Annotated in this window: 12 protein-coding genes; 8 read left to right on the top strand and 4 right to left on the bottom strand. The window is 73.2% G+C overall.

The window, feature by feature from the left end; translation table 11 throughout:
• Positions 1–111: 111 nt before the first annotated feature.
• Positions 112–1,521 (bottom strand): glycoside hydrolase family 18 protein, encoded by a 1,410-nt coding sequence (locus ACQEVS_RS01365; RefSeq protein WP_433013956.1) that lies wholly within the window; start codon positions 1,519–1,521, stop codon positions 112–114.
• A gap of 732 nt (positions 1,522–2,253) precedes the next feature.
• On the bottom strand, positions 2,254–3,012 hold the full coding sequence (locus ACQEVS_RS01360) for a class I SAM-dependent methyltransferase (protein WP_433013953.1): 759 nt from the start codon (positions 3,010–3,012) through the stop codon (positions 2,254–2,256).
• 195 nt (positions 3,013–3,207) lie between these two features.
• Between ACQEVS_RS01360 and ACQEVS_RS01355 the strand changes: the two genes are divergently transcribed.
• Positions 3,208–5,652, top strand: coding sequence for a SpoIIE family protein phosphatase (locus ACQEVS_RS01355; protein WP_433013950.1), 2,445 nt, complete (start codon positions 3,208–3,210; stop codon positions 5,650–5,652).
• Positions 5,653–5,659: 7 nt separating this feature from the next.
• On the opposite strand, the gene ACQEVS_RS01350 is transcribed toward ACQEVS_RS01355, so the two are convergent.
• Together ACQEVS_RS01350 and ACQEVS_RS01345 are read right to left on the bottom strand one after the other, a co-directional pair.
• Positions 5,660–6,889: a cation:proton antiporter gene (locus ACQEVS_RS01350; RefSeq protein WP_433013947.1), complete on the bottom strand. Its 1,230-nt coding sequence runs from the start codon at positions 6,887–6,889 to the stop codon at positions 5,660–5,662.
• Between the two features lie 582 nt (positions 6,890–7,471).
• Positions 7,472–7,774, bottom strand: coding sequence for a hypothetical protein (locus ACQEVS_RS01345; protein WP_004953812.1), 303 nt, complete (start codon positions 7,772–7,774; stop codon positions 7,472–7,474).
• A gap of 370 nt (positions 7,775–8,144) precedes the next feature.
• Here ACQEVS_RS01345 and argC point away from each other — a divergent pair, with 370 nt between their 5' ends.
• The 7 genes from argC (at position 8,145) to ACQEVS_RS01310 (ending at position 15,422) form a co-directional block, all read left to right on the top strand.
• Positions 8,145–9,170, top strand: coding sequence for an N-acetyl-gamma-glutamyl-phosphate reductase (gene argC, locus ACQEVS_RS01340; RefSeq protein WP_433013943.1), 1,026 nt, complete (start codon positions 8,145–8,147; stop codon positions 9,168–9,170).
• Positions 9,167–10,318, top strand: coding sequence for a bifunctional glutamate N-acetyltransferase/amino-acid acetyltransferase ArgJ (argJ, locus tag ACQEVS_RS01335; RefSeq protein ID WP_433013940.1), 1,152 nt, complete (start codon positions 9,167–9,169; stop codon positions 10,316–10,318). Before argC ends, argJ begins: the two co-directional genes overlap by 4 nt.
• Positions 10,315–11,247 (top strand): acetylglutamate kinase, encoded by a 933-nt coding sequence (gene argB / locus ACQEVS_RS01330; protein WP_433013937.1) that lies wholly within the window; start codon positions 10,315–10,317, stop codon positions 11,245–11,247. The genes argJ and argB overlap by 4 nt, the downstream gene beginning before the upstream one ends.
• A complete protein-coding gene (locus tag ACQEVS_RS01325; RefSeq protein ID WP_433013934.1) occupies positions 11,244–12,431 on the top strand; it encodes an acetylornithine transaminase in 1,188 nt (395 codons plus the stop codon). The genes argB and ACQEVS_RS01325 overlap by 4 nt, the downstream gene beginning before the upstream one ends.
• Before the next feature lie 248 nt (positions 12,432–12,679).
• Complete coding sequence (locus tag ACQEVS_RS01320; protein WP_433027159.1) at positions 12,680–14,083, top strand: lysine N(6)-hydroxylase/L-ornithine N(5)-oxygenase family protein; 1,404 nt, start codon at positions 12,680–12,682, stop codon at positions 14,081–14,083.
• Positions 14,084–14,123: 40 nt separating this feature from the next.
• Positions 14,124–14,363: a phosphopantetheine-binding protein gene (locus ACQEVS_RS01315; protein WP_433013932.1), complete on the top strand. Its 240-nt coding sequence runs from the start codon at positions 14,124–14,126 to the stop codon at positions 14,361–14,363.
• 63 nt (positions 14,364–14,426) lie between these two features.
• Positions 14,427–15,422 carry an ABC transporter substrate-binding protein gene (locus tag ACQEVS_RS01310; protein ID WP_433013929.1) on the top strand — a complete coding sequence of 332 codons (996 nt, stop codon included), beginning with the start codon at positions 14,427–14,429 and terminating at the stop codon, positions 15,420–15,422.
• Positions 15,423–15,478 lie beyond the last annotated feature (56 nt).

Below are 15,478 nucleotides of genomic sequence, written 5' to 3'. Positions count from 1 at the left end.
GCTGCCGGAACCGACGGTACCGGCCCCGGCGTGGCCGCACCCCGGGGACGGCCGCCGACCACCCGGTACGGGGACGGAAGCCCCCGTACCGTCGCGCACCCGTGCGGGAGGTCAGCCGGTGAACGTGCCGAGCGCCTTGCTGTACTCGTACTCCTGCTGGCCGGGGATGCCGGAGCAGACCGGGCTGGCGGTCGGCTTGTCACACGGGTGGTCGCGGGTGGCCGACCACATGGCCAGCCGGCCGATGTGCTTCTGGGACGCCCACGCGGCGAGCCGGCGGGCGTCCTCCAGCCGGAAGGTCTCCCCGGGGCTGTCGTTGACGCCGATCATCGGGGTGACGCCGATCATCTTCCACACCGCCGCGTCCGGGGTGCCGGGGTAGACGGACGCGAGCTGGTCGTGGAGGTTGGTGCCCGCGTCGATGGCGGCCTGGCCCATGTCCTGGACCGGCGGGCCGTAGTCCATGGCCATCACGTTCCAGGTCTCCACGGCCAGCCCGTTCCGCAGCGCGTCGCGGACCACCTCCATGCCGTCCGGGGTGAGCCCGCTCGCCAGGACCGGCAGCGTGTACGAGATGTGCAGGGGCGTGCCCTTGGTCGCGTACCGCTGCTGGAGCGCCGCGAGCGCCTTGGCCCGGCGGGTGTTGGCCGCCTTGTCGACCACGGCCGTGCCCTCGATGTCGAAGTCCAGCTTGTACGCCTTGAGCCGCTCGACGACGCCGCCGTACGCCTCCGTGAGGGCGCCGACGTCGGTGATGTCCTGGGCGAGCTCGTTGTTGTTCTCGCCGCCGAACGAGACGACCACGTCACCGCCGGCCCGCCGCAGCTCGTTGATCCGCGGGACCCCGTAGTTGCCCGAGACGGGGTGCGCGTGCTGGCCGCCCCACACCGGCGTCTTCCGGTCCTGGGCGTCCGAGACGATGAACGCCGTGGTGAACTGCCTGGTCCCGCTGACCTCGCCGATCCTCGGCAGATCGGGCTCGGGATAGAGGCTGGTGTCGACGTAAGGGGCCCAGGTGGCGGGAGCGTCGGGCTTCCCGGGGACGGCCGCTATGGGGGACGGGTCCTCCTTCCAGGCGATGATGATCTCCAGCCCGTTCTGCGGAACCTTTCTGCGCCAGTCCTGGGACGGCGCCACGGTCAGCGTCGAGCCGGCGACGGTGACCTGGTCCTGCTGGTACTCGCTGTCGAACGCCTGGCCCTCGGGTAGGGTGAACCGCACCTTCCAGTCGACGTCCGGGGTGGCCTGCCCGCTGACGGGCTTCAGCACGTAGTGGTAGGTGCCGCCGCTGCCCCAGTTCTGGTCCTTGCTCCCGGACTGGTCTCCCGTCCAGGTCAGGCCGACCTTGTCCGCGGCGGACAGCAGTTCGGCCCCGAGGGGGCCGACGGCGGCGGTGCGGGCGGCGGGCGCTGTGGGAGACGGTGCCGCGCCGGCCGGCAGGGCGGCGGCCGCCCCCGTCAGCAGACAGAGCGCGACTCCTGAGGCGACGACGGCATGGCGGACGGTGGGAGAGAGCGTCATGGTTCCTCCGCAGGCGTGGGGACTGCAACCCCCCTCGGCGGAACAGCGCGGACCGGTCGGACGCGGTCGCAACTCCCCATTGCTTCCACGGCGTTGGTCTGGACCACGGTGTTCCCCGGGCAGCATAGGGGGGCCGCCGTGCGAGGGGAAGGCGGGAGCCATGACAAGCGGGGACGGGAGTGCGCTCGGCGCCGAACCCCCGTACCGACCCGGCGCCGCTACCGGGTCCGGCCGACGGCCGCTCGGCGGGGGGCCTCAAGGGGCTTGCTTCGGCGGTGAATTGAGGACGGCGGCTGCTGTCGCTCGGCGCGCGCCGGGCCCTCAGTCGCGGGTTCCGGACGTCGCGACGGGCGCCGGGGGTTCCCGACCTGCGGCGGCCCGGGGCATCGGTCGCGCCTTCCGGAGCGGGACCGCGCCGGCCCCCCGACCCGGTAGTGGTGACGGCCCCCGGTCCGGTGCCGGTGACGGTTCCCGACATCCGTGGCGGTGAAGAAGCACCGACCCGGCGCCCACGGCGCCGACCCGTGCGTCCTCGGCCGATCCCGCGCCGGCAGCCCTGCGCCGGCAGCCCTGCGCCGGCAGCCCTGCGCCGGCAGCCCCGCGTCGGCCGATCCCGCGCCGGCCGATCCCGCGCCGGCCGATCCCGCGCCGGCCGATCCCGCGCTCCGGCCCTTCTCCGGCGGTGGACGCCCGCCGCTGGAGAAGGAACCGTCCGCGCGGACGGCCTCCGGCTCAGGCCGGCTTGCGGGCCTCGAACAGCGTCCGGGACGAGTGGGCGACGAACGGGCCCTCCGCCCGGATCCGCTCGTCCAGTTCGCGCAGCCGGTCCCGGTAGAGGTCGACGGTGAAGCCGGGAACGGTCCAGATCACCTTCCGAAGGAAGTACACCACCGCGCCGACGTCGAAGAACTCCATCCGCAGCCGCTCGGACCGGACGTCCACCACCTCCAGTCCGGCGGCCCGGGCCGCGGCGCTCTCGTCGTCCGGGTGTCGCTTCCGGCGGGCCTCGGGCTGCGGGCCGAGGAAGAACTCCACCAGCTCGAACACGCTGGCCGGTCCGACGTGCTGCGCGAGGTACGTACCGCCGGGCCGGAGCACCCGGGCGAGCTCCGACCACCACACGGTCGCCGGATGCCGGCTGGTCACCAGGTCGAACGCCGCGTCCGCGAAGGGCAGCGGCGGCTCGTCCGGCGCCGCCACCACGACCGCGCCCCGCGGGTGCAGCAGCGCGGTGGCCTTGGCGACGTTCGGCGGCCAGGACTCGGTGGCCACCATCGTCGGCGGCAGCACCGAGGCCCCCGCCAGCACCTCACCGCCCCCGGTCTGGACGTCCAGCGCCGCCGACGCCCCGGCCAGCCGCCGCGCCATCAGCTTCTGGTAGCCCCACGACGGGCGCTCCTCGGTGACCCGGCCGTCCAGCCAGGAGAAATCCCAGCCGTCCACGGAAACGGAGGCCGCCTCGGCCACCAGATCATCGAATCCACGGTTCATAACCCGAATCATCACCATAAATCGATGAGGGCACAAAGCAATTTGCCGTCCTGGAGGCAGCCGTGGCGAGACACCCGTTCCCCGCCCCCGCCGGGCCGGATGCGCCCGAAGGGCGTGCGGGCCGGAGAGCCGTCACTGTGGAAGGTGTCCCGGCGCGAGCGAGCGCGGCCGGCCCCGCGCGGAAGGAGGCAGCCCATGGCGGACGGAGCCACGACGCCCGTCAGCGAGAGCCCGGACGACCCGTTCTCGCTCGCCCGCGCGGCCACGATGGTGCTCGACCACCGGGGGACGGTCGTCGGCTGGGGCGAGCAGACCGCGGAGCTGCTGGGCCGCCGGGCCGAGGACGTGACCGGCAGGCCCGCCGCCGACGTCCTCCTCGCGCCCCGCGACCGTACCGCCGTCGTCGAGACGGCCAGGACCTGCGCCCGGGAGGGCGGCTGGTTCGGGGTGCTCCCCGTGGTCCGGGGCGACGGCACCCGGATCCACGTCGGCGTCCGGGCCCGGCGCGTCGTCCGGCCGGACGCCCCGCCGGAATGGTTCCTGGTCGGCGCCGTCGCCGACGAGGTCGTCCAGTGGGAGACCGACCGGTCCGTGCTCGACGGGCTGTTCCGGCGCTCGCCCATCGGACTGGTCGTGCACGCCCCGGACCTGAGCATCCTCCGCGTCAACAGGGCCGTCGCCCACATCGGCGGCATCCGCCCCGAGCAGGCCGCGGGCCGCCGCACCGGTGACTTCCTCATCACCGACGACGCCGACACCGTCGAGAACCGGCTGCGGCAGGTGCTGGAGACCGGACGTCCCATGATCTTCACCGAGCAGCCCTGCCGGCTCCGCGCGGCCCCGGCGGAGGAACGGTTCGTCTCCGTCTCGGCGTTCCGGACGACCGACTCGGCCGGACGGGTGCTCGGCGTCACCCAGTTGGTCGAGGACGTCACCGAACGCCACCGCGCCCGGGTGCGGCTCGCCCTCCTCGATGAGGCCGGCCGGCGCATCGGCACCTCCCTCGACGTCGGCACCACCGCCCGCGAGCTGGCCGACGTCCTCGTCCCCGAGCTCGCCGACTGGGTCTCCGTCGACCTGCTGGAGCCCGTCAGCCACGGCGAGGAACCGTCGCAGGACGGCACCGGCGCCGTCTGCCGCGCCGCCGCCGTCTCCGTCGTCGCCGAGGCGGAGGAGGCGCTCCACCCGGTGGGCCACCGCATCGTCTTCCCCCCGGACAGCCCCCAGGCCCGCTGCCTCGCCGAGAAGAGCCCGGTGCTGGTCCAGGACGGCAGGGGACCCGCCGGGCTGCGGGCCGTCGCCCAGGAACGGGCCGGACGCGCGGCCGAACTCGGCGTGCACTCCGTCATGACGGTGCCGCTCGTCGCCCGCGGCCTCGTCCTCGGCCTCGTCGTCCTGTGGCGCGCCCGCCGCCCCGAGCCGTTCGAGGACGACGACCTGACGCTCGCCACCGAGTTCGCCGCCCGCGCCGCCGTCTGCATCGACAACGCCCGCCGCTACACCCGCCAGCATCAGGCCGCCCTCAACCTCCAGTGCCGGCTGCTCCCCGGCGAGGTGCCCGACCTGCCCGCCGTCGAGGTCGCCCACCGGTACATCCCGGCCGGTGCCGCGGAGGGCGTCGGCGGCGACTGGTTCGACATCATCCCGCTCTCCGGCGCCCGCGCCGCCCTCGTCGTCGGCGACGTCATCGGCCACGGCATCGACGCCGCCGCCACCATGGGCCGGCTGCGCACCGCCGTCCACACCCTCGCCGAACTCGACCTGGAACCCGAGGAAGTGCTGTCCCACCTGGACGACCTGGTGCACCGGCTGGCCGCCGAACAGGAGGTCAACACCCGCGACTTCCCCCGCGACCAGGTCACCGGCGCCAGCTGCCTCTACGCCGTCTACGACCCGGTCTCCCGCCGCTGCTCCCTGGCGCGCGCCGGCCACCCGCCGCCCGCGGTGGTCACCCCGGACGGCCGGGTGACCCTGCCCGACCTGCCGCCGGGACCCCCGCTCGGCCTGGGCGGCCTGCCCTTCGAGGCGACGGAACTGGAACTCCCCGAAGGGAGCCTGCTGGCCCTCTTCACCAACGGGCTCATCCAGTCGCCCGGCGGCGACGTCGACTCCGCGCTCGCCGAACTGGGCCGCCAACTGACGGTCGCCGACCGGCCGTTGCCGGACACGGCCAAGGCCGTGGTGGACGCCCTGCTGCCCGCCCGGCCGCACGACGACGTCGCCCTGCTGCTCGCCCGCACCCGCGTCCTGGGCCCCGAGCGCGTGGCCACCTGGACCCTCCCCGGCGACGAACGGGCCGCCGCCGCGGCCCGCCGGCTGATGACCGAGCAGCTCACCAAGTGGGGCCTGGAGGAGCTGGTGTTCGCGACGGAACTGGTCGTCAGCGAACTGGTCACCAACGCCTACCGGTACGCGAAGGGGCAGGTGACCCTGCGGCTCATCCGCGGCCACAGCCTGATCTGCGAGGTGACCGACACCAGCAACACCTCGCCGCACCTGCGCCGGGCCCGCAGCACCGACGAGGGCGGACGCGGCCTGTTCCTGGTCGCCCAGCTCACCGAGCGGTGGGGGACCCGCTACGAGCGGGAGGGCAAGACCGTCTGGACGGAACAGCCGCTGCCGCCCGGGCATCGCCTCTGACCCCCGCTCACCGGGTGTCCGCGTGCTCCACCGCCGGCGCCGCCGCCCGCACGGGCCCGGCCTGCGCCGGTACGGGCGCGACGGCGCGCCGCCGGGTCACCCGGCGCACCAGCGGCTCCGTCCACCGCGCCGCGAGCGGGCCCAGCACCACCAGCACCAGGACGTAGGCCGTGGCCAGCGGCCCGACCCGCGGCTCGACGCCCACCGCCAGACCGGCGATCACGATGGAGAACTCGCCCCGGGCGACCAGCGTTCCGCCGGCCCGCCAGCGGCCCGCGGGCGCGGCACCCGCCCGGCGGGCCGCGTACCAGCCCGTCGCCACCTTGGTGAGAACGGTGACCCCGGCGAGCGCCAGCGCCGGGCCCAGCACCGGGGGCACGGACGCCGGATCGGTACTCAGCCCGAAGAAGAGGAAGAAGACGGCGGCGAACAGGTCCCGCAGCGGGGACAGCAGCGCCCGGGCGTCCTCCGCCACCTCGTCCGACAGCGCGATGCCGATGAGAAACGCCCCCACCGCCGCCGACACGTGCAGCTCCTGCGCCACCCCCGCGAACGACAGCGTCAGCCCGAGCACCACCAGCAGCATCCGTTCCGGGTTGTCCGAGGACACGGCACGGCTGATGACGTGCCCGTGGCGCAGCGCCACATAGAGCACGGCGGTGACCGTGCCCAGGGACGTCAGCAGGATCAGTCCGCCCGCCCGGACGCTCAGCCCCGCCTGGAGGGCGGTCAGCAGCGGGAGGTAACCGGCCATCGCCAGATCCTCGATGACGAGGACGCCGAGCACGGCCGGTGTCTCCTCGGCGCCCAGCCGGCCGAGGTCCGCGAGCACCTTGGCGATGACACCGGAGGACGAGACCCAGGTGACGCCGGCCAGCGCCACACAGGCCACCGCGCCCCAGCCCAGCAGGAGCCCCGCGGCGGCTCCCGGCAGGGCGTTGAGCACGAAGTCCACGGCCCCGGACGGGGATTGGGCGCGGAGGCTGCTCATCAGCTCGGAGGCGCTGTACTCCAGCCCCAGCAGGAGCAGCAGCAGGACGACGCCCACCTCCGCCCCGGTGGCGACGAACCCCTCGCTCGCGCCGAGCGGACGGATGCCCCCGCGGCCGAAGGCGAGACCGGCCAGGAGGTAGAGGGGTATGGGCGAGAAGCCGATCCGGCCGGCGAGTCGGCTGAGGAGACCCAGGGCGAGAATGACGACGCCGAGTTCGATGAGCAGCGTGGTGGTCTGGTGCATGGGCGGCTGTCCTCCGGCGGTCGAGGGGCTGCGGCGGCTGTGCCTGCGCGAATGCGGGAGAGGTCCTGGTCCTGGAGCGGCGACGGAAAACGGGTCGGACGACACAGGAGGTGCGGGGCGACAGGGGTGCGTGGGGGCACGTGCCGCGGCCCGGCCGGTGAGCTGACGCGCAGTCGGTCCCCGTCGTCAAACCCGTACGGCCCGGGGCGGGCCGCTCATCGGATCGATGGCATCGCTCGATGGAGCATCTTAGCGGAGAATGCAATAGTCCTATCGGGTTTCTGGGGAGTTGCGCTGTGCGCCCCCTTTTTCCTCCGGGCGCGGGCCGACCGCCCTACCGGGAGCGGGAGTCGGCTGCTATGGGCGCTCGGCAGCACGCGGCGGCGCACGGCGCGGGTGTCCGGGCCGTTGCCTGGTTCCTCGTGCGAAGGCAGAAGGGTGCGGCGGCCTGGGGAGCTTCGCGTGTTCGCGGCGTGACGCGCCGGGGACTCCGGCGTCGGAGCCGGGCCCGCTCAGGGGCGGAAGCGGCGGATGCGCGCCCTCCGGCGCCGGGCGGGTCGCTCGCGGGCGGGCCGCGTGCCCTCAGCCCTCGGGGTTGGCCTCGAGGCAGGTCAGCTCGATCTCGTCGACGAGCGCCTCGTACGTCTTGCCGGTCAGCTGCGCGACGTTCTCCATGCCCACCGCCGCCCACCCGGCCAGGCTCATGACGAGTGACCGGAGCCCGTCCGTGCCGAGCCGGGCCAGCACGTCGTCGGCCACCCCCAGGGCCTCCTCCGGCACCCGCTCGGCCGGCTCCAGTCCGACCACTGTCCGCAGCAGGCCCACCGTCACCCGGCTGATCTCGGGCGCGATCGCGTACAGGCGGCGGTCTTCTTCCTCGTCCATGCTTCCCTTTCCGTCGGGCGGCGGGGCGGCCGTCCTTGCGAGACGGGGAGCTGTCTACCAGAAGTAACGGACGCCTCACCAGGAAGAGTTGACGCGTAACGGCCCTGTTCTGGGCAAACGGCGAAGAGACCTCACTCGCGCGGGTGACGGTGCCGGAGGGTGGCGGGGCGGGGCCTCCGAGGCCGCGCGGAATCTCCCCCTGTCGACAAAGAACGGTAAGGGTAGCCTAAGCTAAGCTCCGTCCGGGCGGCAGAAAGGCCCGGTGGGACCGCCCGCCCCGTTGCCTCGCCAAGCCGGCAGCGTGCCGCGCCTTCCCGCGGACGGCGGCCGGCCCACACCCCTGAGCGAGGAACGGATCCGAGGACCAGACATGGTGCGCATAGCTGTGGCGGGCGCGAGTGGATACGCGGGCGGTGAACTGCTGCGTCTGCTCCTGCGGCACCCCCACGTCGACATCGGCGCGCTGACCGCCGACTCGAACGCCGGACGGACGGTGGGTGAGGTGCAGCCCCACCTCGCCCCGCTGGCGGAACGAGTGCTGGAGAAGACCACCCCCGAGGCGCTCGCGGGGCATGACGTCGTCTTTCTCGCCCTCCCACACGGCGCGTCCGCCGCGCTGGCGGGCGAACTGGACCCTGATGTCCTCGTGGTCGACTGTGGTGCGGATTTCCGGTTGCGGGATGCGGGGGAGTGGGTGCGGTTCTATGGGTCGCCGTATGCGGGGGTGTGGCCGTATGGGTTGCCGGAGTTGCCGGGTGGGCGGGAGGCGTTGCGTGGGGTGAGGCGGGTGGCGGTGCCGGGGTGTTATCCGACAGCGGTGTCGTTGGCGTTGTGGCCGGCTTTCGCGGCGGGGCTGGTGGAGGCGGAGGCGGTGGTCGTGGCGGCGTCGGGGACGTCGGGTGCGGGGAAGGCCGTCAGGGCGCATCTGCTGGGCAGTGAGGTGATGGGGTCGATGAGCCCGTACGGGGTGGGGGGCGGGCACCGGCACACGCCGGAGATCGCGCAGAACCTCGCCGCTGTGGCCGGGGGGCCGGTGTCGGTGTCCTTCACGCCGATGCTCGCGCCCATGCCCCGCGGCATCCTCGCCACCTGCAGCGCCAAGGCGCTCCCCGGCACCTCCGCCCAGGCCGTCCGCGCCGCTTACGACAAGGCGTACGGCGACGAGCCGTTCGTCCGCCTCCTGCCCGAGGGACGCTGGCCGTCCACGGGAGCCGTGGTCGGCTCCAACGCCGTGCAGGTGCAGGTGAGCGTGGACGAGGCGGCGGGGCGTGTGATCGCGGTGAGCGCGATCGACAACCTGACCAAGGGCACGGCCGGTGGTGCGGTGCAGAGCATGAACATCGCCCTCGGGCTGGCCGAGGAACTGGGACTTTCCACGACAGGGGTGGCTCCGTGAGTGTGACGGCGGCGAAGGGCTTCGCGGCGGCGGGTGTGGCGGCCGGGCTGAAGGACAGTGGTGCGCCGGATGTGGCGTTGGTGGTGAATCGGGGGCCGGCGCGGGCTGCGGCGGGGGTGTTCACCTCCAACCGGGTCAAGGCGGCTCCGGTGCTGTGGTCGCAGCAGGTGTTGAAGTCGGGGGAGGTGGCGGCGGTCGTCCTCAACTCCGGTGGCGCCAACGCCTGCACCGGCCCGGCCGGTTTCCAGGACACCCACGCGACGGCGGAGAAGGCGGCGGAGGTGCTCGGCTGCGGCTCCGGCGAGGTGGCGGTGGCCTCCACCGGCCTGATCGGCGTCCGGCTGCCCATGGACAAGCTGCTGCCGGGCGTCGAGAAGGCCGCGGCGAGCCTGTCGGCACACGGCGGCGAGAAGGCCGCCATCGCGATCAAGACGACGGATACCGTGCACAAGACGGCGGTGGTGGAGCGGGACGGCTGGGTGGTCGGGGGCATGGCCAAGGGTGCGGGGATGCTCGCCCCGGGGCTGGCCACGATGCTCGTCGTCCTGACCACCGACGCCGACGTCGACGCTCCCGGCCTGGACGATGCCTTGCGTGCCGCGGTGCGCACGACCTTCGACCGGGTCGATTCCGACGGCTGTATGTCCACCAACGACACGGTCCTGTTGCTGTCGTCCGCCGCCTCCGGGATCAGCCCGGACGCGGCCGCGTTCGCCGATGCCGTGCGCGAGGTGTGTGACGACCTGGCGCGGCAGCTCATCGGGGACGCGGAAGGCGCGAGCAAGGACATCCGTATCGAGGTGATCAACGCCGCGTCGGAGGAGGACGCGGTGGAGGTCGGGCGGTCCATCGCCCGCAACAACCTCCTCAAGTGTGCGTTGCACGGCGAGGATCCGAACTGGGGGCGGGTGCTCTCCGCGATCGGCACCACCTCCGCCGCCTTCGACCCCGACAAGCTCAACGTGGCGATCAACGACGTGTGGGTGTGCCGCAACGGCTCGGTCGGTGACGACCGCGACCTCGTTGACATGCGCTACCGCGAAGTGCGCATCACCGCCGATCTGGCCGAGGGCGCCGAGTCCGCCGTCATCTGGGCCAACGACCTCACCGCCGACTACGTCCACGAGAACAGCGCGTACTCCTCATGAATCCCACCCTTCCCTCGCGGCGCGCAGCCGCCCCCAAAGCCCGTACCGTCATCGAGGCGCTGCCGTGGCTGCGCCGCCTCCACGGCAAGACGGTCGTCGTCAAGTTCGGCGGGAACGCCATGGTGGACGACGAGTTGAAGACCGCGTTCGCCGAGGACATGGTGTCGCTCCGGTACGCCGGAGTGCGGCCGGTCGTCGTGCACGGCGGCGGGCCGCAGATCAGCGCGCTGCTCGACCGGCTCGGCATCGCCTCGGAGTTCAAGGCGGGCCTGCGGGTGACCACGCCGGAGGCGATGGACGTCGTCCGGATGGTCCTCGCCGGGCAGGTGCAGCGTGAACTCGTCGGGCTGATCAACCGGCACGGCCCGTTCGCCGTCGGCCTGACCGGCGAGGACGCCCACACCATGACCGCCGTCCGGCGGCAGGCCGAGGTCGACGGCGAGCCGGTGGACATCGGCCTCGTCGGGGACGTCGTCGCCGTCGACCCGAGCACGGTCGAGGCCCTGCTCGACCGCGGCCGGATCCCCGTCGTCTCGCCGGTCGCCCGGGGCGCGGACGGCGAGGTGTACAACGTCAACGCCGACTTGGCCGCCGCCGCGCTCGCCGGGGCGCTGGGCGCCGAGAAGCTGGTCGTCCTCACCGACGTCGAGGGGCTTTACGCGGACTGGCCGCGCAGCGACGACGTCATCAGCCGCCTCACCGCGAGCGACCTGGAGGCGCTGCTCCCCGCCCTGTCGAGCGGCATGGTCCCCAAGATGGAGGGCTGTCTGCGGGCGGTCAGGGGCGGGGTGGGCGCGGCGCACGTGCTGGACGGCCGGGTGCCGCACTCGCTGCTGCTGGAGGTGTTCACCGACGAGGCGGTGGGGACGACCGTGGTGCCCGATCCGCCGCCGGGCGTGCCCGACGCGCTCGTGGAGGTGACCGCGTGACCGCGCACGGCACCCGCACGCCGGGGGAGCGGCTGGCCGAGCGCTGGCGTGGCGCGCTGATGGACACCTACGGCACGCCCCCGCTGGCGCTGGTGAGCGGAGAGGGGGCGACGGTCCGGGACGCCGACGGGCGGACGTACGTCGACTTCGTCGGCGGTATCGCCGTCAACGCCCTGGGCCACGCGCATCCGGCCGTCGTCCGCGCGGTCTCCGACCAGATCGCCACCCTCGGGCACGTGTCCAACCTGTACGTGGCCGAGCCGCCCGTCGCCCTGGCGGAGCGGCTGCTGGAGCTGGCCGGCCGCGACGGCCGGGTGTTCCTCTGCAATTCCGGGGCGGAGGCCGTCGAGGCCGCGTTCAAGATCGCCCGGCGGACCGGGCGGCCGCACATCGTCGCCGCCCAGGGCGGTTTCCACGGGCGCACGATGGGCGCCCTCGCGCTCACCGGCCAGCCGGCCAAGCAGGAACCGTTCCTTCCGCTCCCCGGCGACGTCACCCACGTCCCGTACGGCGACACCGACGCCCTCCGCGCCGCCGTGACGCGGCGGACCGCCGCCGTCGTCCTGGAGCCGGTGCAGGGCGAGAACGGCGTCGTCGTCCCGCCACCCGGCTACCTCGCGGCGGCCCGCGAGATCACCGAGGCGGCGGGGGCGCTGCTGGTGCTGGACGAGGTGCAGACGGGTGTCGGCCGCACCGGGCACTGGTTCGCCCACCAGGCGGACGGGGTGGTGCCCGATGTGATGACGCTGGCCAAGGGGCTCGGCGGCGGGCTGCCGATCGGGTCCACCGTGGCCTTCGGCGACGCGGCCGGGCTGCTGTTGCCCGGTCAGCACGGCTCGACGTTCGGCGGCAACCCGGTGTCCTGTGCCGCGGCCCTCGCGGTCCTCGACACACTGGAGAAAGAGGACATCCTCGCACATGTCCGACGCATGGGGGAGCGGTTGGCGGCCGGGGCCCGGGCGTCCGGTCATCCGCTGCTGCGCGCGGTGCGCGGGGCCGGGCTGCTGCTCGGGCTCGTCCTGGACCGGCCGGTGGCTGTCCGCGTGCAGCGGGCGGCCCTGGAGGCGGGCTTCCTGGTGAACGCGACGGGCCCGGACGTCGTCCGGCTGGCGCCGCCGCTGGTGATCGAACAGGGGCAAGTGGACGCCTTCGTCCGGGCGTTGCCCCGGATGCTGGACGTCTGAACCCCAAGGGAAGGCGGGCCGGGCGGTGCGTGGCGACACGTGCCGTCCGGCCCGTTCGCCGTAGGGAGGCCGCGCGCCAAAGGGCTCCCGTGACGCGAGATCTGACGGCTGGACTTGACACCTGACCTGCCGAGAAAGTTAGGTTAGGCATACCTAATCAATACGTGTGCGGGTTGCCCTCCCCGACTCATGCCCGGCCGGCACGGCCGTAAGAGTCGGGACCGGGGCGGTACGACGAGAGGATGAGCATGTCGGCACGGCGCGGGGACATCGCGAACACGGGCGCCCCCATCGAGGATCTGGTCGGCATAGGCTTCGGTCCCGCCAACCTGGCCCTCGCCATCGCGATCGACGACCACAACCGCCGGGCCCCGTCCGGCGCCCTCCGCGCGGGCTTCCTGGAGCGGCAGGAGCGCTTCGGCTGGCACCGGGGGATGCTCCTCGAAGGCGCCACCATGCAGGTGTCCTTCCTCAAGGACCTGGTCACCATGCGGGACCCCGGCAGCCGCTTCTCCTTCCTGTGCTACCTCCGGGACCGCGGCCGGCTCGCCGACTTCATCAACCAGAAGACGTTCTTCCCCACCCGGATCGAGTTCCACGACTACCTGGAATGGTGCGCCGCCGAGTTCGGGTCCGTCGTGGAGTACGGCCGCACCGCGACCGCCGTGCGCGCGGTGGAGGACGGCGGGACGGTGGAGGCAGTGGACGTCGTCTCGCGGTCCGTCGGGGACCCGGCCGACGAGACCGTGCGGCGCACCCGCAACCTGTCCGTCGGCACGGGCCTCACCCCCCGCCTCCCCGAGGGCGTCGCCCTGGGCCCGCACGTCTGGCACAACCGCGACCTGCTGTTCCGGGCCGCCGAGCCGGCCGCCCGCCGGCACCGCCGGTTCGTGGTCGTCGGCGCCGGCCAGTCCGCCGCCGAGAGCGCCGAGTACCTGCACCGCACCTTCCCCGACGCCGAGGTCTGCGCGGTCTTCTCCCGCTACGGCTACAGCCCGGCCGACGACAGCCCCTTCGCCAACCGCATCTTCGACCCGGCCGCCGTGGACCACTTCTACGACGCCCCCGAGGACGTCAAGCGGACGCTGCTGGGCTACCACCGCAACACCAACTACTCCGTGGTCGACGGCGAGCTCATCGAGCAGCTCTACCGCACCGCCTACCAGGAGAAGGTCCAGGGCCGCGAGCGGCTGCGCATCCTCAACACCAGCCGGCTCACCGCCGTCGAGGACCTGGCGGACGGCGCCCGTGCGGTGATCCGCTCCCTGACCTCCGGTGAAACGTTCACGCTCGACTGCGACGCGGTGGTATTCGCCACCGGCTACCACGCGGCCGACCCCCGCGAGCTCCTCGGCGACCTGGCCGACGAATGCCTCACCGACGAGCAGGGCCGGCTGCGCGTGGACCGGGACCACCGCGTCCTCACCACCGACCGGGTCCGCGTCGGCATCTACCTCCAGGGCGGCACCGAGCACACCCACGGCATCACCTCCTCCCTGCTCTCCACCCTGGCCGTCCGCTCCGGCGAGATCTGCGACTCGCTGCTGCTGCGCCGCGCCGAGCGGGACGTCCTCGCGGGCCGGACCGGGGGACGGGCCGACGCCGCTGACACCGATGCCGTCGCGGGCACCGTAGCCGCGCCCGTCGGCTGAGACCCCCACCCCCGAACGCCAAGCCCCCGAAGGACCCCGCATGCCCGCGACCCCCGTCCCGATCGACACCCTCCGGCTCGACGTGGCCGACGTCCTCGGCGAGGACCCCGCCGACCTGCCGGACGACGAGGACCTGCGCGACCTCGGCCTCGACTCGATCCGGCTGATGAGCCTGGTGGAACGCTGGCGGGCCCGCGGCCTGGCCGCCGACTTCACCGAACTCGCCGAGGCCGAGCCCACCCTGCGCGGCTGGCACAGCCTGCTCACCGCCGGCGTCTGACCCCCACCGCCCCCCCGCGTCGCACCCGGCCCTCCCGGGCCGCCCAACAACTTACGGAGAACCATGAACACCCGTCCCGTCCGTAGCGGCCGCAAGGCTGGCCGCAGTCGTGTCGCGGCCGTTCTCGCCGCGGCCGCCCTGCTCACCGTGAGCGCCTGCGGCAGCGACGACTCGTCCGGCGACGCCAAGTCCGCGGCGGGCGACGGCGGGAAGCGGGTGATCGAGACGAGCGACGGCAAGGTGACGGTGCCCGCGAAGGCCGAGCGCATCGTCAGCATCTCCTACGCCACGGGCGCCCTGCTCGACCTCGGCGTCGAGCCGGTCGGCACCAGCGCCATCGACGAGAACAACCCGATGGAACTGCTGCCCTCGCAGAAGGAACAGGGCAAGAAGATCACCTCGATCGGCTCCGGCATCGAGACCAACATCGAGAAGGTCGCCTCGCTCAAGCCCGACCTGATCATCGTCGAGGGCGCCGCCGCCTTCGACTGGAAGATCAACCGGCTCAAGGGCATCGCCCCCACGCTCTACTTCGGCATCAAGACCCCCGGCGACCTCTACAACGCCCAGGAGAAGATCGCGCAGGCCGTCGGCAAGGAGGACGCCCTCGACAAGCTGAAGGCGACCTACAAGGAGAAGGCCGACAAGATCAAGTCGACCTACGCGGACAAGCTCAAGTCCAGGAAGTGGGCCCTCGCGTCCTCCTACGGCAACGGCGAGTTCCTCGTGGACACCCGCACCTCCTGGGTGGGCCGCATCCTCGCCGACGTCGGCGCGAACTTCGCCAAGGCGTCCGCCGAGGGCAAGGAACACGAGGTCACCTACTCCCAGGAGAAGATCGACGTCCTCTCCGACGCCGACGTCATCCTCGTCCCGCGCACGGCCGCCACCGGCGAGGTGCCCAAGGAGACCAAGGAGCTCCAGGACAAGCCCTCCTGGAAGCTGCTCAAGGCGGCCAAGGACAACCACGTGCTGCCCGTCACCTACGCCACCAGCGACCGCTACGGCACCTCGATCGACGTCCTCGACCAGATCGACAAGATCCTCAAGGGCCTGTAGGGCGACCGGGGTTCGTCCCCCGGCTCCCGCCCCCGGGGCCCGTCGGCGGTACGGCC

This window comes from Streptomyces sp. CA-181903, from assembly GCF_050937075.1.
Taxonomy (GTDB): Bacteria; Actinomycetota; Actinomycetes; order Streptomycetales; family Streptomycetaceae; genus Streptomyces.
The sequence above is the reverse complement of the archived record's forward strand: the minus strand, read 5'-3'. Positions and strand labels throughout refer to the sequence as shown.